The following is a 20449-nucleotide window of genomic DNA, read 5'->3' on the forward strand; positions in this document are numbered from 1 at the left end:
AAGCTGCTAGGGTATTCTGTAGGCCATTAATTGAAAAGCGGAGTTGCCCGTGCTGACCTTTGAACACCAGTTTGCCACGCTGCCAGAGCCCCTATGGGTGGCCTGCCAGCCTACGCCCGTGGCACAGCCCAGCCTGATCGCGTTCAACGATGCCCTGGCCGCGCAGCTAGGTATGCAAACCCGGCCCGACGACGCCACGCTGGCCCAGTGGTTCAGCGGTAACCAGCTGCCGTCGGGTGCCGAGCCTAAAGCGCTGGGCTACGCCGGGCACCAGTTCGGCAACTTCGTGCCGCAGCTAGGCGATGGCCGCGCACTGCTGTTGGGCGAAGTGGTGGATCAGCAAGGAATACGCCGTGATGTGCAGCTAAAAGGCAGCGGCCGCACGCCGTTTTCTCGCGGTGGCGATGGCCGCTCGCCCCTTGGCCCGGTGCTGCGGGAATACCTGGTGAGTGAATTTATGGCCGCCGTGGGCGTACCCACCACTCGCGCCCTGGCTGCTGTCGCCACCGGTGAGCGCGTGGTGCGTCAAATGGCCGAGCCGGGGGCCGTGCTGACCCGCGTGGCCAGCAGCCATATTCGCGTGGGCACGTTCCAGTTTGCCGCCGTTCGCCGCGATGAAAGCGCGCTCAAAGCGCTGGCCGATCATGTGATTGCCCGCCACTACCCAGAAGCGGCCAACGCTGAAGACCCTTACCTTGCGCTGTTAGAAGCGGTGACCGCCCGCCAAGCGGCGCTGGTGGCGCGTTGGATGAGCCTGGGCTTTATCCACGGGGTGATGAACACCGACAACTGCAGCATTGCCGGTGAAACCATCGATTACGGCCCCTGCGCCTTTATGGAGCAGTTCGATCCGCAAAAAGTGTATAGCTCCATTGATCAGGGCGGGCGCTACGCCTTCAACAACCAGCCGGGCATTGCCCAGTGGAATCTGGCCCGTTTTGCCGAAACCCTGCTGCCGCTGATGCGTGAAGAGGGCGATGCCGTGGTAGAGCAAGCCACCGAGGTGCTTCGCGGCTTTACCTCCCGCTTTAGCGCCGAGCAGCGCCGCCTGCACGCTAATAAGCTGGGCCTTGCCCCAGAAAGCGACCGCGCCGTGGCGCTGATGGAAGCGCTGGAAATCCAGATGCATCAAGGTCGCATGGACATGACCGCGACGTTCGACGCGCTAACGCACTATGCGCAAGCGCTGATAAAGGACTCATCAGCCCATTCCCAAAAAGAGGCGCTGCTAGCGCTGACCACTCAGCCCGACGGCCTGACCGCTTGGCTGGCCGAGTGGGAAAACGCCCAGCAAGCGAGCCAGCAGAGCGAGCGTCTGGAGGCCATGCGCCGCGCTAACCCGGTGGTGATTCCCCGTAACCACCGCATTCAAGAGGTCATCGATGCGGCGGTAGAAGGCGATTTCGCGCCCTTCCACACGCTGCTCGCGGCGGTCACACAGCCTTTTGATGAATCCGAAGAAGCGCGCCGCTTGGCCGCTCCGGCCACGGAAAGCGAACAGGTGTTGCGCACCTTTTGTGGTACGTAAATGCTGCACACCCTGTGATAAACTGTGCTTTTTTACAGGTAAGGGCGGAGGCAAGGTCGGCCTGTGCGCAAAATTATCCACTGCGACTGTGACTGCTTCTATGCGGCGGTAGAGATGCGCGATAACCCCGCGTTAACCGATATCCCCATTGCCATTGGCGGCAGTGTGGAGCAGCGCGGGGTGGTCGCTACCTGCAACTATCCGGCGCGCAAGTTCGGCATCCACTCCGCCATGCCCATGGCTCAGGCGCTCAAACGCTGCCCCCATCTCACTGTGATTCGTGGCGACATGGCGAAGTACAAAGATGTTGCCCGCCAGGTGTTTGCTATCTATCGCGATGTCACCGAGCTGATCGAGCCGCTCTCGCTGGATGAAGCCTTTCTGGATGTCTCGGAGGTCAAGCTTCACCACGGCAGCGCCACCCGTATGGCTGAAGCCATCCGCCATCGGGTGAAGCAGGAAGTAGGCATTACCGTCTCGGCGGGCGTGGCACCCAACAAGTTTCTCGCCAAGATCGCCAGCGACTGGCGCAAGCCCGATGGTCTGTTTGTCATTACGCCAGACGATATAGATGCTTTCGTGCAGCAGCTTCCGGTGAAAAAGATCCACGGGGTAGGGCCGCGCACCGCTGAAAAGCTGGCGGAGTTGGGCATTCAGACTGGCGCGGATCTGCGCGCCCGGCCGCTTACCGAGCTGGTAGAGCGCTTTGGCCGCTTTGGCCATCGGCTGCATGAACTCAGCCATGGGCGCGATGAGCGCCCCGTTAAAACCCACCGCGAGCGCAAGTCGATCAGCACCGAGCTAACCTACTCCCAAGACCTACCCACCCTGGAAGCCTGCCGCCGCCAGCTCCCCGAGCTGATTAGCGATTTAGAGCGCCGCTACGCCCGCCTAGACCCGGCACCCGCCGTGCGAGGAGTAATGGTGAAGATCAAATTCAACGACTTCACTCAAACCACCGTCGAACACGCCGACCCCGCCCCCAACTTGGAACAGTTCGAAACCTTGCTGAACGTGGGATGGGCAAGGGGCGAGCGCCCCGTGCGCCTGCTGGGGGTGGGCTACCGCTTGGCGGAAGAGACCGCTGCCCAGCAGCTCTCGCTGTTTTAATTAGCCTGTTAATCCTTGGGTGGATTGACGGGTTTCAGTGCTCGCGTTAAAACAGACGTATGATAGATAGCGCTTCTTCCTGTTAGCCTAACCGCGAGCCTGCCATGCCTGCCGATGCCACCCAACGCCCCCGCTTAGTGTTTGCCCATGCCAACGGCTTTCCCGGTTTGAGCTACCGCAGCCTGTTAGACCCGCTGGCAGAGTCGTTCGATTTACACCCGCTAGATCGGCTAGGCCACCATCCGGATTACCCGGTGAACCACAACTGGGGCAACTTGGTGGAGGAGCTGATTAGCTACCTCCCCGATACCGACGCGCCGCTGCTGGGCGTCGGGCATTCGCTGGGCGGCACGCTGATGGCCATGGCCGCCGACAAGCAGCCGAAGCGCTTTTGTGGCGTGATTATGCTCGACCCGCCGCTGATGCTGGGGCCAGATGCCTGGGCCATGAAAGCGGCCAAGCGGTTTGGGCTGATGGACCGCATTACGCCGGCGGGTAAAACCAAAGGGCGGCGCAGCGTGTGGCCCAGCCGTGAGGCGATGGCGAACTCATTACGGCGGCGAGGGCTGTTTCGTCGCTTTACCCCTGAGGCGCTCAACGACTACATTGAAGCAGGCACGCGGCTTTTAGATGACGGTAGCGCCGAGCTGACCTTTGACCCGCGCATCGAGCTGGAGATTTTCCGCCACCTGCCGGATCACCTCTCCAACCTGCCGCAGCGCGTAGGCGTACCCATCCAACTGGTGGCGGGGCAGCAGTCGCACTTGATGACGCCTTCACGGCTCAAGCGCATCGCTCGACGCGGGCTGCCGGTGAGTATGGTGCCCGGCACGCACATGTTCCCGATGGAACACCCGGAAGAGACGCGCACGGCGATACTGGCCGCGTGGCAGCAGTTTCAAACGGTACAGCCATAGAGGCGATTAAGGAGACGATATGTACCTTTCCGTACAGCTGAGCTACTACCCGCTGGCCGATGATTTCAAGCCAGTAGTCAAAGAGGTGGTCAAACGTTTAGAGGCCACCGGGCTGGAGGTTCACCCCAACCGAATGAGCACCCAGGTGTTTGGCGAGTTCGATGAGGTGATGGCGGCACTAAGCGACGTGATGAAATGGTCGTTCGAGACCCACGGCAACGCCGTGTTTACGGCCAACTTTTTAGAGGGTGACCGGCGGCCTCGGTAAATCCCTCCATGGCTGGCCAAACGTCATCCAACCCAGCCTAGCCGTTGCCACCTGCCTCGAAGGGCGTGTTGCTGATGAAGCGGTTGCGCCAATCAGCGCGCCACTGCGGCATACCGATGGAGAAATGCTGCGCCTGTTTATCGAAGCGCACCCAAACGATGGCGTCCAGGTAGCGGCTATCCTCCGATGTTTTCGAGAAGTCGATGTGCTGCGTGGCGAAAAGCGGCGTGCGGTAAACGGTCGAGGGCGTTTGCCGGTCGATGATGCGCAGGTAAGCGACGCCGCCCAGCGGAGCAAGCAGCCCGGTTACCCTCACGGATTCGATGACGTAACCGCCCATCGGGCTAACCACCGAGACGCTGGCAGGCGCCTGCAGGGTGCTGTAAAGGCTTGTACCGAGGCCGAAGAGGGCGAGCAGCGCTATCCCAAACGCGACGAGAACCGCTTTTTTCATATGTACGCCTTTTCCTTTGTCGGCCATGCCAGCCCGACTTCTTTCCCCTACTGACTAACGTAACGCTGCGCGCAGCACGCCATTCGCAGCGTTACGTTTTGACCACTCGCGCGGAAGACGAGTATTACGCACTTTCAGCACGCGTGCAGCGCGTTATCTCATCGGCTAGCTGCTCCAGCAACGCCGCATACAGTCCCGCATCCAGCGTCAAGCCCACGCCAAGAGGGTCCATCACGCCCAAATACGCCGACGTATCGCCAAATACGTTGTTGACCATCTGCGGGTTGAACTGCGGTTCGCTGAAGACACACTGAATATTCTCTTCATTGACCAGCCTTTGTAACGCCTTGATGTGTGCTGGGCTGGGTGCAGACGCGTCGCCGATGGAAATGGCGCCTGCGGCCTGAACGTTAAAGGCTTCCTCGAAATACTGGTACGCATCGTGGAACACGATGAAGCGGGTGTCGGCGCTGTGGGCGAGGCGCTCCTGAAGCTGTTGTTCCAGCGCGATCAGCGCGTCTTGTCCTTGTGCAGCGTTGTCACGGTAGGCGGCAGCGTTATCCGGGTCGAGGTCGCTTAGCTGGTCGGCGATCGCCGTGAGCCACTGGCGCGCGTTCGAGGGTGATAGCCAAGCGTGCGGGTTCGTGCCGGTATGGCTGTGATGATGGCCGTGGTGATCTTGGTGATCGTGGTGGTCATGAGACTTGGCATGCGGATGTTCATGGTCATGCTTATGCTCGTGAGCTTGCCCCTCATCCAGCGTGAACGTCGCTTCTTCGCGGTATGCCAGTGTGGTGATGCCGGGCACGTCCATCAGCTCTAGGTGGTGTGCGTCTCCCGCTAAATGTTCTACCGGCCCTTCCAGCCAAGGGGTGAGCGAATCGCTGACCCATATCACCAGATCCGCACTGTCCAGCGCGCTGGCTTCCGAGGGGCGCAGCGAATAGCCGTGGGGAGAGGCGCCAGGCTGAATGAACAGCTCGGGCGTGCCCACATCGCCCATGACGGTCGCCACCAACGAGTACACCGGGGGAATATCTACCGCGACGCGGGGCACTTCCGCCAAGGTTGCTAGGGGAAAGGCCGTCAGTAATGGCAGCGCGAAGTACGTTAAGCGGTATGGCATGGGAGCTCCTGATGAAACGGGGATGAGTGAACGAGACAAGGAGGGACATTCGAGTATCGCTTGTCTTTATATTTATGTTATAACATAACAAATACGTCAAGAGCGGATGGCTATGATGTCACTTGCATCTTCACCCCCTCGTGAAGCGGTACTTAGCGTTCGTCAGTTGAACGTTCGCTTCGGTGGGCAGCAGATTCTTGAGAATATTCACTTCGATCTGTTTCGTGAGCAGGTGCTCACGCTAATCGGCCCTAACGGTTCGGGCAAATCGACGCTGGTGAAAACCTTGATCGGTGCGGTGAAGCCCACCTCGGGCAGTGTCACCCTCGCTCCACAACAGCGCATTGGGTACGTCCCCCAGCGGCTCCATTTGGATGTGACGCTGCCGATGACGGTCCAGCGCTTCATCAACTTGCCGCGCCGCCATTCTCGTCAAGAGGTCGACGGCGCGCTAAAAGACGCCGGGGCCGAGACGCTTTTGCAGGCCAATATGAGCGATTTGTCTGGCGGGCAGTTGCAGCGCGTGCTGCTGGCGCGAGCGCTCCTGGTCAAGCCCGACATCTTGATTCTCGATGAAGCGACGCAAGGTCTCGACCACCGAGGAACGGCGGCGTTTTATCGCCATATCGAACGCGTTCGCCACACCTACGGCTGCGCCGTGCTGATGGTCAGTCACGACCTGCACGTGGTGATGCAGACCGCCGATCACGTGCTTTGCCTCAATCGCTGTGTCTGTTGCCAGGGTAAGCCTGAGCACGTGGCCTCGACGCAGGATTATCGCTCGCTGTTCGGTGATCAAGCCGCACAAACGCTGGCGCTCTATCATCAGCAGTCTCAGGAGGCCGCCCATGCTGGATGATTTTATGTGGCGCGCCCTGTTGGCGGGCATACTCGTGGCCATGGCGGCCGCACCGCTGGGTTGCTTCGTGGTGTGGCGACGCATGGCGTATTTTGGCGACGCGACGGCCCATGCGGCCATCCTGGGCGTTGCGCTGTCGCTGTTGATGAATATCTCGATTTTCCTCGGTGTGCTGACGGTAGCACTGCTGATGGCGACCTGTGTCTCTTTACTGAGCGGTCGTGGCTACGCCATGGATACGCTGCTCGGTGTGATGGCTCACTCTGCGCTGGCAGTGGGGCTGGTGGCCGTGTCGTTTCTCACCGGCGTGCGTATCGACCTTCACGCATATCTATTCGGCGATATTTTGGCCGTTGGCAAACAGGATCTTTGGGTCATTGGCGGTGGCGTGGCGCTGGTGTTGCTACTGCTGTACTGGCGCTGGTCGCCTTTGCTGGCGGCGACGCTCAGCGAGGAGCTGGCTTACGCCAGTGGCATTCAGCCGCGTCGTGAACAGTTAGTGCTCACCCTGGCACTGGCCGTGGTGGTGGCCGTCGCGCTGAAAGTCGTGGGCGTCTTGCTGATCGCCGCGCTATTGATCATCCCCGCCGCGACCGCACGCCCGTTTTGCCGGACGCCCGAAGCCATGGCGATGGTGGCCGTTGGGGTCGCCATGCTGGCGGTCGTGACAGGGCTCAAAAGCGCCTACCTGCTGGATACCCCCACCGGCCCGACCATCGTCTCCCTGGCTGCCCTGCTATTCACATTGGCAACGCTGATATCTCACGTTTGGCGCGTTTTTCGTCAGCGCCTTGCGCCAGAGACTCCCAAGATTCCCATGCGCTAAATCAGTCGGGCGGACAGCGGGCCTTTGGGGCGGCTCGTCGCCACGCGCTAGCGCTTATATCGCCGACGCGGTGGCCTTTTTATTCGAGACGCGTACCGTCGGTCTTCGCTTACGCCTGCTTAACAGTGCCATGTGCCCGCGCTTTCACTGCGACAACCTGCCGGTGCGCCTCGTTACGACCTATGTTGGGCCCGGTAGCGAATGGTTGCCGGAGTACGCCATCAATCGTAAAGGGCTGGGGGCGCCGCACCCCGGTAAACCCGAGATTGCCACTGACACTGCTGCCATCCAACGCCTTGCGCCCGGCGATATTGGTTTGATCAAGGGCAGCGGTTGGGTTGGCAGCGAAGAGCGTGGGTTGGTGCATAGAAGCCCTGCACTCGACAATGGCCATAAACGCCTGCTAATGAGCATCGATCCCGCGTAAATCTCTTTGGCGACGGTGAGAGGACCGGTGAGCCCACGAGCTTGGCAGGCGGATATGAAAGCCCACTGCCAGGCGCTATAACGAAGCAAAGAGTGCCAGGAAAATACGAGCACCATGAATGCCAAGCTAGATGGGGGCTGGATGTATATAGGATTCAACGTCCCTTTCTATTCGTCTACTCACGGGCTTTCTCGGCAGAGGCAAGATGAAAGTGGAGCACATTGAAAGCTTGCACGCTCATCATGCCGCGGCGCGTAGCGAACGGTGGGGATAAAATGAGAGCGCTGGCGGGGGCCGTCAGCGCTCAAGGAGGGGTATCTCATGGAAAAAATGAGTGAGATTAGTGAGACAGCATCTCATCGACGATCTCTTCACCACTGAGCGATGAAGCGTAGTAGGTTGGCCAGTTGGTCACTTCCTCCAACAGCGCGTCACGATCATCTCCCCAGTACAGGTGGTAGTGGTGTGCATCCGTCGGATAGATGCTGTGGTCGCTGAACTGAAGGTAGCGGGGGAGTGCGTCATCGGCTTCTTCTGCGAGTTCGAAGATGAAGCGAACGCCTCGGTTGCCGGCTTCGTAATTTAGAATCTCGTAGCCATCGTAGTGGTAGTCGCCGGCCATCGGCTCGCCGTTGGTAAAGAAGGTGACGCTGCTTCCATCGATGACGATCCGCTCTACATCAGTCGCGTAACCGGTATCGTAGTACGCTTTGTACTCCTCGGCGCTTTTGTCTCCCTCCTCGGCTTTATGGGCGAAAACAGGGTCTAACGTGCCGTCCAACAAATAAGGATAAACGGACTGCCAGTCGCCTTCCCAATCGGTAAGCGGGCGATCGGCAATTTGGTCATCGTCAAAGTAGCCCGCATAGATATCGTTATCATGCGAATGGTCATGGTCATGGTCATGAGCGTGCGCGTCGCTGTGGCTATGGTCATGATCATGACTATGGTCGTGATTATGGTCATTGGCCTGGGTGACTTGAGCGCAGGTCAGTAGTGCAATGCTGAAGGCCAGCGTGCTGATTTTCGGGTTAGAAAGTACAAACATGACTCATTCTCCATATTGGCGGTATTTAATTATGTTATAACATATCTTTAAAGGGTTTCAATAGAGCGTTATCAATGATCTAGGGCCATCGTTTGTTTACGTTGGGAATGTGTCCACTGGGTTTAGATTCGGCTCAACAACTTACCTAGCGTTTCCATCCCCCGTTCGCTGCGCTGGGTCCAGGGGTGGCCATAGCTTAAGCGAATGCAGTGGCGAAACTGTTGGGTCGCGGAGAAAATGGGGCCTGGCGCGAGGCTAACGCCATGGTCGAGCGCTGTGCGAAACAGCTGCAGCGAATCCACGTGTTCGGGAAACTCCACCCAAAGGAAATAACCGCCCGCAGGTCGGGTGATGCGCGTATGCGCTGGGAAGTAGCGATCTGCCGCCGCCAGCATACTGGTTTGTTGGGCTTCTAAGGCATGGCGCAGCTTGCGCAAATGGCGGTCGTAGCCACCGTGTTGTAAGTAGTCAGCAATGGCGGCCTGGGCGGGGATAGAGGGGGAAATAGTGGTCATCAGCTTTAGCCGCGAGATCTCCTGGGCATAACGGCCGCCCGCTACCCAGCCCACCCGATAGCCGGGTGCCAAGCACTTCGAGAAAGAGCTGCAGTGAAGCACCAAGCCCTCATCATCAAAGGCCTTAACGGGAGCGGGCGGCGTGCTGCCAAAATAGAGCTCGGCATACACGTCATCCTCTAGCATGGGCACTTGGTGCTGCTTTAATAACTGGTAAAGCACCTGCTTGCGCTCGTTGCTTAGGCTGGCGCCGATGGGGTTCTGCAGGTGGCTCATAAACCAGCAGGCTTTGATGGGCAGCGTCGCTAATCGCTCTGCCAGCACGTCTAGGTCAATCCCTTCCCGAGGGTGAACCGGAATTTCCACCGCGCGCAGTTTGAGCCGCTCCAACACCTGCAGGCTGGCATAAAAAGCAGGCGACTCAACCGCGACCAGATCCCCCGGCTGGGTCACGCACTGTAGGGCTAGATTGAGCGCCTCCATTGCGCCATTGGTAATCACCAGTTCGTCCATCGGCAGTTGAATGCCGCCCAGCATGTAGCGCAGAGCAATCTGCCGGCACAGGTCGGTGTGCCCGGTGGTCATATCAGCCACCACCTGTTGGGGCGAAAGCGCCCGCAAGCCGCGTGTCATGCTGATACTCAAGCGAGAGAGTGGAAACAGCTCAGGGCTAGGGAAAGCCGAGCCAAAGGGCACCGTTTGATCATCCTGCAGTGAGTCCAGCACCGAGAACACCAGCTCGCTGACCTGCACCTCCGCTGGGTCGGTGGGTTGTAGCGTGACGCGGGGTTCGTTGGTCAAGCGCCGTGCGTGTTCACGAACAAAGTAGCCCGAGCGCGCCCGAGCGCTGATAAGCCCCTGGTTTTCCAGTAAGTAGTACGCCTGAAACACTGTCGACGGGCTAATGCCGTGATGGCGGCTCGCTTGGCGCACTGATGGAATGCGCTCGCCTGGGCCCAGTACGCCTTGGCGAATCAGCGTGGCTATTTCATCGGCAAACTGTTCATAGCGTTTCATGGCATAAACTCGCTGGTGCTTGGCGCGGGTGCTTAGTGGGATCAACAGAATCGATACTCTCAATCAAAAGCATATCAAAACTGATACGGCTTTTTTCTCTAAAACTGCATCTGTTTTAGTGGTTGGCTGGGAGAGCATAGTAGCGGCTCATTCGGTGACGCCCCTCGACCGTATAGATCGCCACTCCCTCTTTTCTGGATATCGGTATGACGCAACGCATTCCTCTGCAAGACCTAACCACCGATGCAGCCGTTGAACACCATTCGCCTCAGGCTCAATCTACTAATCGCTCGACATCCACGTCTGGGCATATCTATGTGCGAGAAATACAGGGCTTTTTTCAGCGCATAAGGCGTTATTCCAACTGGCTGCTAATAGCGCTCTATGTGGGCTTGCCATGGCTTCAGTGGGGTGACCGCCCCATGGTGTGGTTTGACCTCTCTGCCCAGGAGTTCCATCTCTTCGCAGCGACGTTTTATCCCCAAGACTTTATCTTACTGACCTGGATTCTGGTGCTGTGCGCGTTTGGTCTGTTTTTGATCACGGTGGCGGCGGGGCGAGTGTGGTGTGGCTATAGCTGTCCGCAAAGTGTATGGACGTTTTTGTTTATTTGGTTCGAGCACCGCCTGGAGGGGCCAAGGCACCGTCGGATACGTCGCGACAACGCATCTAACACGCTGGGGTCGTTATGGCGAAAAGGCGCTAAACATACCGCTTGGCTACTGATTGCGTGGGTAACGGGCGTCACCTTCGTGGGCTATTTTACGCCGGTGGGTGGGCTCGTGAGGGATCTATTCAGCCTAGAGGCGCACCCTTGGGCGCTTTTTTGGATCGGTTTTTTTACTCTGTTTACCTACCTGAACGCTGGCTGGTTGCGCCATCAGGTGTGTCTGCACATGTGCCCCTATGCACGCTTTCAGTCGGCCATGTTTGATAGCCATACGCTGATTGTTTCTTACGATCCCGCCCGTGGTGAGCCCCGTCGTGGCCATCGCAAAGAGGTTGCGGAAGCGGCTGTTGGGGACTGTATTGATTGCGAACTGTGCGTTCAGGTGTGCCCCACGGGGATCGATATTCGTGATGGCCTGCAGTATGAGTGTATTGGCTGCGCGGCGTGTATCGATGCCTGCGATAGCGTGATGGCGCGTATCGATAAGCCGCTGGGCCTGATTCGCTACACTACCGAGCGCGCGCTAGAGGGCAAACCTACGCGGTTTTGGCGACCTCAGCTGTTGGCCTATACGGTGGCACTGCTTTCTATGGTGGTTTTGTTGATTGGTTTCTTGAATGCCCGGGTGCCTATAGATGTAGAGGTCGCCCGAGATCGTCAGGCGCTGTTTGAAAGCACGGCCGAGGGGCGCATTATCAACTACTACACCGTGACGCTGCGCAATCAAGATACGAAGGAACACCAGTACGCGTTATCCGCCACCGGCTTGCCCGGCCTGCGTTTACAAGGGGCTGACACATTCGTCTTGGCCGCTAATGAAACGAGGCAGTTACGCGTGGCGCTCAATGCTGACGCGTCAGCGTTGACCCAGCCGAGCCACCCGGTGGTGCTGCACATCGCTGCGTTAGATGAGCCTTCGATCTCCTCTAACATCGAAACGCGGTTTTTGGGATCGACCCGTCAGTAAGAGGGAGGCTAGGTGGGTTTGAGAATAAGTGGGTGTGAGGCTAAGTAGATGTGAGGATAAGTAGGAATGAGGATAGATAAATGATAACCGTGCTGATTTTCTTGATGATATTCGTGGGTGTAACAGCCGCTTGGTACCAGATTTACCAAATGCACTTTAATATCAATACACCTAACGATGCGAAACTTTCGGGTCATAAAAGTAGGCAGCTGGATACGCTCACGGCCGCTCAGCAAACGTCGTCGGATGAGGCCGATACGCCACGCTTTGAAGAGGCGGCAACGCGCATCTTTGGGCGTGGATTTAACATGGACGCCCTTCGCATTGCGTTCTCTCAGGAGGGGCGAGAGGCCTATGGGCTGCCGCTTCTGCACCGTCAGAGAACACTCGCTCGTCCTTCGTCGCATCAGGCAGGAGAGGGCGGTGTTCGCGTGCGTCATCTGCGGTTGTTCAAGACGCGCTTGCCGTCTATCAACGTCAGGAGTGCGTTCATTCTGGCGGTGATCGCAAACTGTGGGTTGGTCCAGCTACTGGCGGCGATGAGTGTGTATACCATTCACTACTCAGTCAACGTATCGGCGTTCGCGTGGGTCAATCAGCCGGTGATGATCCTGTTGGCCATTTGGGGAGTGGTGCTCCTGAATGCTCTGATATTCAGATGGGATGCCTATACGCATGATCTTTATCAGATCAGACAGTTGAACCAGCAGGCGCCCCTGTTCAAGTAACAAAATATGATGCGTAAAAACGGCAACGCCGCCCCAGGGGCGGCGTTGTCGTTGGTGCAGAGCGCTTAGATCAGCGATTCCAGGCAGGATTCGATGATATCCAGGCCTTCGTTCAGCACGTCGTCTTCGATGGTGACCGGCATCAAAAAGCGAATGGTGTTGCCGTACATACCGCACGAGAGCAGGATAAGGCCCTCTTCGCGGGCTTTCTTGCACAGCGCTGCCGCCAGTTCCGGGTTTGGCGTGCGGTCGGTTTTGTTGTTGACCAGCTCAAATGCTGCCATGGCGCCCATGTTGCGCACGTGATCGATGCAATCAAACTTGCCCTGCCACTCGTTGAAGCGCGCGGCCAGTTTTTCGCCAAGTGCCTGGCTCTTCTCGAGGATGTTCTCCTCTTCGAAGACGTCCATTACCGCCAGCGCCGCCGCACAGGCAGTGGGGCTGCCGGTGTAGGTGCCGCCTAGGGAGTTCGGGCCAGAGGCGTCCATGATGGTGTCGGTGCCGACGACGGCAGAGATCGGCATGCCGTCGGCCATACTCTTGGCCATGGTCATCATGTCCGGTTCCACGCCGCTGTGCTCGATGGCGAACATCTTGCCGGTACGGCCAAAGCCCGACTGCACTTCGTCGATGATCATTAGCATGCCGTGCTCATCGCAAATCTCACGGATCTTTTCGAGGAAGCTCTTCGGCGCGGGATAAAAACCGCCTTCACCTAGCACCGGCTCAAGAATGATCGCAGCGGTGTCTTTCGGGTTCGCGTCGGTTTTCAGCGCCATTTTCAGGCCGCGAATCGCTTCGTCTTCGCTGACGCCGTGGTAAGGCACAGGGTAGGGCGCACGGAAGACGGTGCCCGGCATCGGGCCGAAATCGGTTTGGTAAGGGGCAACCTTACCGTTCATCGCCATGGTGTAGAAAGTACGGCCGTGGTAGCCGCCATCGAAACAGATGACATTAGAGCGACCGGTAGCGGCGCGGGCGATCTTCACCGCATTTTCCAGCGCTTCGGCACCGGAGTTCGCCAGCATGACTTTGGCGTGACCACGTACAGGGACGATGTGACTCAGCTTCTCGGCCACTTTGACGTAGCCTTCATAAGGCATGACCGTTTGGCAGGTGTGCATCACCTTATCCAATTGGGCTTTCACGGCTGCCACGACTTTCGGGTGACGATGCCCTACGTTCAAGACGCCGATGCCGCCAGCGAAGTCGATAAAGCGGTTGCCGTCGGCGTCCCAGATCTCAGCGTTTTCGGCGCGATCCGCAAAGGCGGTAGCGGGGCTTGCAGCGCCCGCAGCGACGTATTTCTGCTTTAGTTCGTTTAGCTCGGCATTGCTCATGACTCAGCTCCTTTAAGGATAGGGTGTTGCTTTAGCATAGTGCGCAATAGCGTTGATCACACTGATGACGATGCGATGACAATCCGGTTGCGCCCTGCTTGTTTCGCCTGATACATCGCTTTATCCGCGCGATCAAGCATTCGAGTACTCGACGCTTCAATGTAACATGCGATGCCCGCCGATAGGGTCACGGTCAGCTCATGTTCGGTGTAAGGCGTTTGCTCGACCTTTTGGCGGATGCGCTCCATGGCAATATGCGCCGAATCCGCATCGACCTCCGGCATGATGATCAAAAACTCTTCGCCTCCCAGGCGGACCTGGAAGTCGGTTTCCCGCAGCTGTTGATTGACGACCCGGGTCAGCTCTTGGAGCACGCTGTCGCCGGTGCTGTGGCCGTAGGAATCGTTGATGTTCTTGAAGTCATCCAAATCGAACAGCACGATACTGAGCTGATTGCCGTAGCGGCGGCAGCGCTCTAGGGCTTCGTCCAGCTTGGAGAGCCCTTGGCGACGGTTGAGCAGCCCGGTGAGTTCGTCGTGGTGGGCTAAATATTCCAGGCGCTCGTTGGCTTGTTTCAAGCGCTCTTCGAGCTGCTTACGCTGGGTGATATCGACGATGAAGGTAACCTTGCGAGAAGCACCGTCGTCGCCCTCGATGCGGGCAGCTTCGGCGATGATGGTGCGGGTTTCGCCGTTTTTACAGCGCACTTCCCACTCTTGGCGAAGCTCATGAGTTTCATCGCCTTGAATGAAGTCATCGTGTAGCTGGCGCATGTGTGAGCGGTACGCTTCGGGCACCACGAGCGTGAAGTGCTGGCCGATCAGCTCCTCTTCCCGATAGCCGTAGAACTGGCAGTAGGCCGGATTGACCATCTCGAAATTCCCGTGAGGGTCGGTAATGCAGATGCCCAGTGGTGCGGTCTTGATCACGTTCTCCGTATTGCGTTTGGAACGGTTGACCAACTGGTAGAGATGGTCCGTGCTCATGCTTGTCATTCAGCTCTCCGTGCTTAGCTGGGCCTCTGACCGCAACGCTTCAAGCAGTGGTGTCAATTCGGTGCCCAGTTTGCCAATGGCGGGTTTGGCGTAGTAAAAGCCCTGCTGGCGAGTAATGCCCGCCCGAGCTAGCCATAAGGCTTCAGCGCGGGTCTCTACCCCTTCGGCAATCAGCGTCATGTCGAGTTCGGCGGCGAGCAAAATAATGGCATTGAGCAGTGCTTGGCGACGGGGGTCATGGTCGCACTGCATGACCAGCTCGCGGTCGATTTTCAGCTTGTCCGGGGCGAGGTCGGTGAGCAGGTCCAGGTTGGCATAGCCGTTACCGAAGTCGTCGAGAGCCGTTTTAAACCCCATGGTGCGGTAAGCGTCGATGATATTGCACAGGTGCTGCCGGTCGCGCACTCGCTCGGTTTCGGTAATCTCGAAAATCAGCTTGTCCATCGGCCAGCCTACCCGCTGGGAGACTTCCAGCGTGGCCTGAATACACGCTTCTGGCTCGTAAACCGCGTTGGGCAGAAAGTTGATGGAGAGATCCGTGGTCATACCTAGCTCACTGGCGAGCTCGATGGCTTTGACGCGGCAAGCTTGATCGAAGCGGTAGAGCAGCTCATCGGTGACTTGAGAAATGACGCTCCAGGCAGACTCGCCATTGATCCCCCGCACCAAGGCTTCATGGGTGACCACGCGGGCCAGCCGAACATCGACGATGGGTTGGAACGCCATCGTGAAATCAAAAGGCAGTTCCCCTTCACAGCGTTTACACGTGCCGTTCACCCGTGCGCAGTTGCCCATAACGTCTCCTGAAGTGTTCGCTCGCGCTCGCTTGCGTGGCAGAAATACCGCGCACTGATGTCGTCAAAAGCCTGAGTATGTGAGTGTTTTCTAAACAAATAGTGAAATAAGCCGTAGTCGCAGTCTAGCCGCTCATGCTCTTTCTGTATAGGTTTTGTATAGAGAACTATGGGCAGGGCGGGGGCGGATTCCCCAATGAAAAACGCCCCGCAGGGCGTTTGGAGAGCGGCGTGATGCCTCGAGCGGCCTAAATGATGCCTGCTTGACGCAGCGCCAGGCGCTGTTCATCGGTAATGCCGATGGCATCCAGCACGCTGTCCGTGTGTTCGCCCAGGGTTGGCGGTGCGGTACTGGCGCTGATCGATTCGCCGTTGATACGAATCGGGTTCGCCACCAAGTGCACTTCTCCCGCCAGGCGATGGGGCAGCGTTTGCTTTAGGCCTCGGGCTTTCACGTGGGGGTCGTCGAAGACGCGATCTAGGGTATTAATCGGCCCGCAGGGCACGCCCACCGCTTCAAATGCTGAGAGCCACGTATCCGTAGGCTGCGATGCTAAAGCGAGTTCTAACATTGGCACCAGCGTCTCGCGATGCTGCACACGGCTACCGTTGGTAGCAAAGCGTTCATCTTGCGCCAACTGCGGCTGATCGATCACTTGGCAGAAGCGCTTGAACTGCTCGTCGTTGCCCACCGCCACGATCATATGACCATCCGCCGTGGCAAACGCCTGGTAGGGCACGATATTGGGATGCGCGTTGCCCAACCGCTGAGGCACCTGACCAGAGGTCAGGTAGTTCAGCGCCTGGTTCGCCAGCACGCCTACCTGAACATCCATCAGGGCCAAATCAATGTGGCAGCCTTCGCCGGTGTCGCGGCGCTGGTAGAGCGCGGCCAGCACTGCGTTGGCGGCATATAGGCCGGTAAAGATATCGGTAAAGGCCACGCCGCTTTTGACCGGGCCGCCACCGGGCTCACTATCCGGCTTGCCAGTCAGGCTCATGATGCCGCCCATGGCTTGAATCATGAAGTCATATCCCGCCCGGTGGGCGTAGGGGCTTTCCTGGCCAAAGCCGGTGATCGAGCAGTAGATAATGCCGGGGTTAATCGCCTTTAAACTGGCGTAATCCAAACCGTACTTCTTTAGCCCGCCAACTTTGAAGTTCTCCAGCACCACATCCGACTGAGCGGCGAGCTGTTTAATCAGCGCTTGGCCTTCGGGCTTGGCCATATCCACCGTCACCGAGCGCTTACCGCGATTGGCGCACAGGTAGTACGCCGATTCAGTGCTGCCGGAAAGCCACGGAGGCCCCCAGTGGCGCGTGTCATCGCCGCTTTGGGGGCGCTCGATTTTGATCACCTCGGCACCCATGTCGGCTAGCATCTGCCCGCACCAGGGGCCTGCCAGTACCCGAGAGATATCGAGGACTTTAATGCCTGCCAGGGGCTTCGCGGCTGTGCTCATTGGGCGCCTCGTGAGTGGTGATCGATTCGTTGGTATGCGTTAGTCGGTATGGATTAGAAGAAGGACTGAATGCCGGTTTGCGCGCGGCCCAGAATCAGGGCGTGCACATCGTGGGTACCTTCATAGGTATTCACGGACTCCAGGTTCACCATGTGACGAATCACGCCATACTCGTCAGACACGCCGTTACCGCCGTGCATATCGCGGGAAACGCGGGCGATATCCAGCGCTTTACCGCAGTTGTTGCGCTTGATCAGCGAGATCATCTCCGGTGCCCAGTTGCCGCTGTCCATCAAGCGACCCACCTGCAGAGCGGCTTGAAGGCCCAGGGTGATCTCCGTCTGCATATCGGCCAGTTTTTTCTGAATGAGCTGGTTGGCGGCGAGCGGGCGGCCAAACTGCTTGCGGTCCAGAGTGTACTGGCGAGCAGCGTGCCAGCAGAATTCGGCGGTGCCCATCACACCCCAGGCAATGCCGTAGCGCGCTTTGTTCAAGCAGCCGAAGGGGCCTTTCAGGCCGCTAACGTTAGGCAGCAGGTTCTCTTCCGGAACGAAGGCGTTGTCCAGCACGATCTCGCCGGTGATCGAGGCACGCAGCGACACTTTGCCTTCGATTTTCGGGGTGGAGAAGCCTTCGGTGCCGCGCTCAACAATAAAGCCTTTAATCTGGTTGTCGTGGGCGGCAGATTTCGCCCATACCACGGCAATATCGGCAATCGGGCTGTTGGTGATCCACATTTTCGCGCCGGTCAGGCGGTAGCCGCCATCGACCTTTTCCGCGCGGGTGATCATGGAGCCCGGGTCGGAGCCGTGGTCGGGTTCGGTCAGGCCAAAGCAGCCGACCATCTCGCCGCTGGCCAGCTTGGGCAGGTACTTATGCTTCTGCTCTTCAGAGCCGTAGGCTTCAATGGGGTACATCACCAGCGACGACTGAACGCTCATGGCAGAACGGTAGCCGGAATCGACACGCTCTACTTCGCGGGCAATCAGGCCGTAGGCCACGTGATTCACGCCTGCACCGCCGTACTCCGGGGAAACCGTCGCGCCCAAGAGGCCCAGCTCGCCCATCTCGTTCATGATCTGACGATCAAAACGCTCTTCACGGAAGGCACTGAGCACGCGTGGCTGCAGATTTTCCTGGCAATAGTCGTGAGCCGCATCGCGGATCTGGCGCTCTTCATCGGTGAGCTGGCTTTCCAGCAGTAGCGGGTCGTCCCAGTTGAAGCGTGTCATGGCGTGAACTCCGAATAGTGATCTTGTTGCGTTCAATGTATCGCCGTTATTTAAAAATTTCTACATTTTTTTAAAACGCAGAATTTAATCGATACCACGAGCTTGAAGCACCCGGGTAATGATCGGCACCGGCGTCATGAGGTGGTCACGCATCAGGTTGGCGGCTTGCTCGGCGTTGCGCGCCAGAATCACGTCGACCAAAGCGGCATGCTCCTGGCGTTTGGTGTCAAGGGCTTGGGGCGACATCACGGTCTCTTGCAGCCATAAGTGGCGGTAACGCTCTACCTGATCGAAGAGGGTATCGCGCATTTGCAGCAGGTGCGGCGAGTTACAGCCGCTGGCGATGGCGGTGTGGAATGCTTTGTGGCGTAAATCCCAGCCGTCCAGCAGCTCATCGGGGGAACTGACCTCGGTGACCTTGGCCAGCCGGTGGGCAGTAGCCAGCACGTTCGCTTCCCAATCGTCATCGCCGCGCTCGATCGCCAAGCGCAAAATCAACCCTTCTAACTGGGCGCGGGCATCGTAGATATCGTTCAGCTCGGCCAGCGACATCGCCGCCACTCGATAGCCGCGCTGGCTAATCGCTACCACTAAACGGTCGGCCACTAGTTGAGAAAGCGCTTCGCGCAGCGGCCCCGTGCTCACTCCGTAATACTCTTTTAAGCGGCTCATTAAGAGCTTCTCTTCCGGCGCGTAGCGGCCGCGAATAATGTCGTGCTTAAGCGCTTGGTAGGCGCTAATCGCGAGGTTTTGGCGCGGCGCATCGTGCTCCATAAGAACTCCTTAGACCAAGGTTCGTTAGACCAATGTAGGGGCGTGGCGATCAACGTGAATTAACGGCTATTATCAATAAATTTTGAAAATTTGGCACAGGTAACGACATTCATGTGGGATTTCATCATTGTCGGTGGCGGTATTTTAGGCTTCTCCACCGCCATGCAGCTGCAACAGGCCTACCCGGATAAGCGCCTGCTGGTGGTCGAGAAAGAGTCGGGGGCGGCCCAACACCAAACCGGCCACAATAGCGGGGTAATTCATGCGGGGGTGTACTACACGCCGGGCAGCCTGAAAGCGAAGTTTTGCCTGGAGGGCAACCGCGCCACGCGTGAGTTTTGCGACCAGCACGATGTGCGCTACGACATCTGCGGCAAACTGCTGGTAGCCACCAATGACCTTGAAAAGCAGCGCATGAAAGCATTGTGGGAGCGCACCGCCGCCAACGGGCTGGAGCGTGAGTGGCTGGAAGCCGATGCGCTCAAGGAGCGCGAGCCCAATATCACCGGCGTGGCTGGCATTTTCGTGCCCTCCAGCGGCATCGTGAACTACGCCGAGGTGACCCGCGCCATGGCGGCGGAGTTTACGCGCCTCGGCGGTGAGATCCGCTTTAACCACTGTGTCACCGGTTTGGAAGAGCGCGCTGACGAGGTGGTGGTGACCACCCAACAAGACACCTTCACGGGGCGCTATCTCGTCACCTGTTCTGGCCTGATGGCGGATCGAGTCATTCGCATGCTGGGCAAAGACCCTGGCTTTACGATCTGCCCGTTTCGTGGGGAGTATTATCTGCTACCCGAGCACCACAACCAGATCGTGAACCACCTGATTTACCCGATTCCTGACCCCGCCATGCCGTTCTTGGGCGTTCACTTGACGCGGATGATCGATGGCACGGTGACCGTAGGCCCCAATGCGGTGCTAGCGCTGAAGCGCGAGGGTTACCGTAAGCAGGATATGTCGCTAAGCGATATGGGACAGATGTTCACCCATCCCGGTATTTTGAAAGTGTTAGGTAAACATCTGAAACCTGGGCTGTTTGAGATGAAAAACTCGCTTTATAAGCGTGGATATCTAGAGCTGGTGCGTAAGTATTGCCCTAGCTTAACGCTTGACGACCTAACGCCTTACCCAGCTGGGGTGCGCGCTCAGGCGGTCTCCAACGACGGCAAGCTGGTGGATGATTTTCTGTTTGTGAATACAAAACGTACGGTGAACGTGGGCAACGCCCCGTCGCCGGCGGCGACCTCGGCACTGCCGATTGGTGCTCATATCGTGGAGCAGGTCAACACCCTGGTGAACTAAGCTGAGCGTGTGGCCTGTATTAGCATCCCACGCACTAGCCGTGCTAACTTCTTGGCACCGCCCCGGGCAGCCGTAACGGCGAGTCG

The 20449-nt window shown here is 58.2% G+C and carries 20 protein-coding genes; 10 read left to right on the forward strand and 10 right to left on the reverse strand.

What is annotated here, in order from left to right; translation table 11 throughout:
• The first annotated feature begins 49 nt into the window (after nucleotides 1-49).
• The 4 genes from AB6K10_RS06725 (at nucleotide 50) to AB6K10_RS06740 (ending at nucleotide 3823) form a co-directional block, all read left to right on the forward strand.
• Nucleotides 50-1528: a protein adenylyltransferase SelO family protein gene (locus AB6K10_RS06725; RefSeq protein WP_339118250.1), complete on the forward strand. Its 1479-nt coding sequence runs from the start codon at nucleotides 50-52 to the stop codon at nucleotides 1526-1528.
• Nucleotides 1529-1591: 63 nt separating this feature from the next.
• Nucleotides 1592-2638: a DNA polymerase IV gene (dinB, locus tag AB6K10_RS06730; protein WP_159341216.1), complete on the forward strand. Its 1047-nt coding sequence runs from the start codon at nucleotides 1592-1594 to the stop codon at nucleotides 2636-2638.
• A 104-nt stretch (nucleotides 2639-2742) separates the two neighbouring features.
• A complete protein-coding gene (locus AB6K10_RS06735; protein ID WP_339118251.1) occupies nucleotides 2743-3555 on the forward strand; it encodes an alpha/beta hydrolase in 813 nt (270 codons plus the stop codon).
• 19 nt (nucleotides 3556-3574) lie between these two features.
• Nucleotides 3575-3823 carry a YkoF family thiamine/hydroxymethylpyrimidine-binding protein gene (locus tag AB6K10_RS06740; protein WP_339118252.1) on the forward strand — a complete coding sequence of 83 codons (249 nt, stop codon included), beginning with the start codon at nucleotides 3575-3577 and terminating at the stop codon, nucleotides 3821-3823.
• A gap of 37 nt (nucleotides 3824-3860) precedes the next feature.
• Here AB6K10_RS06740 and AB6K10_RS06745 read toward each other — a convergent pair whose 3' ends face one another.
• Nucleotides 3861-4277, reverse strand: coding sequence for a hypothetical protein (locus AB6K10_RS06745; RefSeq protein ID WP_339118253.1), 417 nt, complete (start codon nucleotides 4275-4277; stop codon nucleotides 3861-3863).
• Between the two features lie 124 nt (nucleotides 4278-4401).
• A complete protein-coding gene (locus AB6K10_RS06750) occupies nucleotides 4402-5403 on the reverse strand; it encodes a metal ABC transporter solute-binding protein, Zn/Mn family (protein ID WP_339118254.1) in 1002 nt (333 codons plus the stop codon).
• Between the two features lie 112 nt (nucleotides 5404-5515).
• Here AB6K10_RS06750 and AB6K10_RS06755 point away from each other — a divergent pair, with 112 nt between their 5' ends.
• The 3 genes from AB6K10_RS06755 (at nucleotide 5516) to AB6K10_RS06765 (ending at nucleotide 7515) form a co-directional block, all read left to right on the forward strand.
• Complete coding sequence (locus tag AB6K10_RS06755; RefSeq protein ID WP_339118255.1) at nucleotides 5516-6262, forward strand: metal ABC transporter ATP-binding protein; 747 nt, start codon at nucleotides 5516-5518, stop codon at nucleotides 6260-6262.
• Entirely contained in the window at nucleotides 6252-7088 is an 837-nt protein-coding gene (locus AB6K10_RS06760; protein ID WP_339118256.1) for a metal ABC transporter permease, read from the forward strand. Before AB6K10_RS06755 ends, AB6K10_RS06760 begins: the two co-directional genes overlap by 11 nt.
• Before the next feature lie 70 nt (nucleotides 7089-7158).
• Nucleotides 7159-7515 carry a DUF1826 domain-containing protein gene (locus tag AB6K10_RS06765; RefSeq protein ID WP_339118257.1) on the forward strand — a complete coding sequence of 119 codons (357 nt, stop codon included), beginning with the start codon at nucleotides 7159-7161 and terminating at the stop codon, nucleotides 7513-7515.
• A gap of 340 nt (nucleotides 7516-7855) precedes the next feature.
• Here AB6K10_RS06765 and AB6K10_RS06770 read toward each other — a convergent pair whose 3' ends face one another.
• A complete protein-coding gene (locus tag AB6K10_RS06770) occupies nucleotides 7856-8563 on the reverse strand; it encodes a metal-binding protein ZinT (RefSeq protein WP_339118258.1) in 708 nt (235 codons plus the stop codon).
• Between the two features lie 122 nt (nucleotides 8564-8685).
• Nucleotides 8686-10095, reverse strand: coding sequence for a GntR family transcriptional regulator MpaR (gene mapR / locus AB6K10_RS06775; protein ID WP_339118259.1), 1410 nt, complete (start codon nucleotides 10093-10095; stop codon nucleotides 8686-8688).
• 206 nt (nucleotides 10096-10301) lie between these two features.
• Here mapR and ccoG point away from each other — a divergent pair, with 206 nt between their 5' ends.
• Nucleotides 10302-11732, forward strand: a complete 1431-nt coding sequence (gene ccoG / locus AB6K10_RS06780) for a cytochrome c oxidase accessory protein CcoG (protein ID WP_339118260.1) — start codon at nucleotides 10302-10304, stop codon at nucleotides 11730-11732.
• An 80-nt stretch (nucleotides 11733-11812) separates the two neighbouring features.
• Nucleotides 11813-12460, forward strand: coding sequence for a hypothetical protein (locus AB6K10_RS06785; protein ID WP_339118261.1), 648 nt, complete (start codon nucleotides 11813-11815; stop codon nucleotides 12458-12460).
• 65 nt (nucleotides 12461-12525) lie between these two features.
• Here AB6K10_RS06785 and gabT read toward each other — a convergent pair whose 3' ends face one another.
• The 6 genes from gabT to csiR all read right to left on the reverse strand — a co-directional run bounded on the left by gabT (nucleotide 12526) and on the right by csiR (nucleotide 19058).
• Nucleotides 12526-13800, reverse strand: a complete 1275-nt coding sequence (gene gabT, locus AB6K10_RS06790) for a 4-aminobutyrate--2-oxoglutarate transaminase (protein WP_159341225.1) — start codon at nucleotides 13798-13800, stop codon at nucleotides 12526-12528.
• A 56-nt stretch (nucleotides 13801-13856) separates the two neighbouring features.
• On the reverse strand, nucleotides 13857-14795 hold the full coding sequence (locus AB6K10_RS06795) for a sensor domain-containing diguanylate cyclase (protein ID WP_339118262.1): 939 nt from the start codon (nucleotides 14793-14795) through the stop codon (nucleotides 13857-13859).
• Entirely contained in the window at nucleotides 14796-15590 is a 795-nt protein-coding gene (locus AB6K10_RS06800; RefSeq protein ID WP_159341227.1) for an EAL domain-containing protein, read from the reverse strand. It lies immediately after the preceding gene.
• 247 nt (nucleotides 15591-15837) lie between these two features.
• A complete protein-coding gene (locus tag AB6K10_RS06805) occupies nucleotides 15838-17052 on the reverse strand; it encodes a CaiB/BaiF CoA-transferase family protein (RefSeq protein ID WP_339118263.1) in 1215 nt (404 codons plus the stop codon).
• Between the two features lie 53 nt (nucleotides 17053-17105).
• A complete protein-coding gene (locus tag AB6K10_RS06810; RefSeq protein WP_339118264.1) occupies nucleotides 17106-18284 on the reverse strand; it encodes an acyl-CoA dehydrogenase in 1179 nt (392 codons plus the stop codon).
• An 84-nt stretch (nucleotides 18285-18368) separates the two neighbouring features.
• The gene (csiR, locus tag AB6K10_RS06815; protein ID WP_339118265.1) at nucleotides 18369-19058 is read right to left on the reverse strand and encodes a DNA-binding transcriptional regulator CsiR; all 690 of its coding nucleotides are present in this window, start codon (nucleotides 19056-19058) and stop codon (nucleotides 18369-18371) included.
• A gap of 111 nt (nucleotides 19059-19169) precedes the next feature.
• On the opposite strand from csiR, the gene lhgO reads away from it, so the two are divergent.
• Nucleotides 19170-20363, forward strand: coding sequence for an L-2-hydroxyglutarate oxidase (lhgO, locus tag AB6K10_RS06820; RefSeq protein ID WP_339118266.1), 1194 nt, complete (start codon nucleotides 19170-19172; stop codon nucleotides 20361-20363).
• The last annotated feature ends 86 nt before the right edge of the window (nucleotides 20364-20449 follow it).

Origin of the sequence: Halomonas sp. BMC6, from assembly GCF_964204995.1 — a bacterium.
Taxonomy (GTDB): Bacteria; Pseudomonadota; Gammaproteobacteria; order Pseudomonadales; family Halomonadaceae; genus Vreelandella.

Bases quoted from the DNA above. Each gene is read 5' to 3' on its own strand.
- AB6K10_RS06735 (WP_339118251.1), top strand. From the start codon at position 2,743: ATGCCTGCCGATGCCACCCAACGCCCCCGCTTAGTGTTTGCCCATGCC.
- AB6K10_RS06740 (WP_339118252.1), top strand. From the start codon at position 3,575: ATGTACCTTTCCGTACAGCTGAGCTACTACCCGCTGGCCGATGATTTC.
- AB6K10_RS06745 (WP_339118253.1), bottom strand. From the start codon at position 4,277: ATGAAAAAAGCGGTTCTCGTCGCGTTTGGGATAGCGCTGCTCGCCCTC.
- AB6K10_RS06750 (WP_339118254.1), bottom strand. From the start codon at position 5,403: ATGCCATACCGCTTAACGTACTTCGCGCTGCCATTACTGACGGCCTTT.
- AB6K10_RS06755 (WP_339118255.1), top strand. From the start codon at position 5,516: ATGATGTCACTTGCATCTTCACCCCCTCGTGAAGCGGTACTTAGCGTT.
- AB6K10_RS06760 (WP_339118256.1), top strand. From the start codon at position 6,252: ATGCTGGATGATTTTATGTGGCGCGCCCTGTTGGCGGGCATACTCGTG.
- AB6K10_RS06770 (WP_339118258.1), bottom strand. From the start codon at position 8,563: ATGTTTGTACTTTCTAACCCGAAAATCAGCACGCTGGCCTTCAGCATT.
- mapR (WP_339118259.1), bottom strand. From the start codon at position 10,095: ATGAAACGCTATGAACAGTTTGCCGATGAAATAGCCACGCTGATTCGC.
- ccoG (WP_339118260.1), top strand. From the start codon at position 10,302: ATGACGCAACGCATTCCTCTGCAAGACCTAACCACCGATGCAGCCGTT.
- AB6K10_RS06785 (WP_339118261.1), top strand. From the start codon at position 11,813: ATGATAACCGTGCTGATTTTCTTGATGATATTCGTGGGTGTAACAGCC.
- gabT (WP_159341225.1), bottom strand. From the start codon at position 13,800: ATGAGCAATGCCGAGCTAAACGAACTAAAGCAGAAATACGTCGCTGCG.
- AB6K10_RS06795 (WP_339118262.1), bottom strand. From the start codon at position 14,795: ATGACAAGCATGAGCACGGACCATCTCTACCAGTTGGTCAACCGTTCC.
- AB6K10_RS06800 (WP_159341227.1), bottom strand. From the start codon at position 15,590: ATGGGCAACTGCGCACGGGTGAACGGCACGTGTAAACGCTGTGAAGGG.
- AB6K10_RS06805 (WP_339118263.1), bottom strand. From the start codon at position 17,052: ATGAGCACAGCCGCGAAGCCCCTGGCAGGCATTAAAGTCCTCGATATC.
- AB6K10_RS06810 (WP_339118264.1), bottom strand. From the start codon at position 18,284: ATGACACGCTTCAACTGGGACGACCCGCTACTGCTGGAAAGCCAGCTC.
- csiR (WP_339118265.1), bottom strand. From the start codon at position 19,058: ATGGAGCACGATGCGCCGCGCCAAAACCTCGCGATTAGCGCCTACCAA.
- lhgO (WP_339118266.1), top strand. From the start codon at position 19,170: ATGTGGGATTTCATCATTGTCGGTGGCGGTATTTTAGGCTTCTCCACC.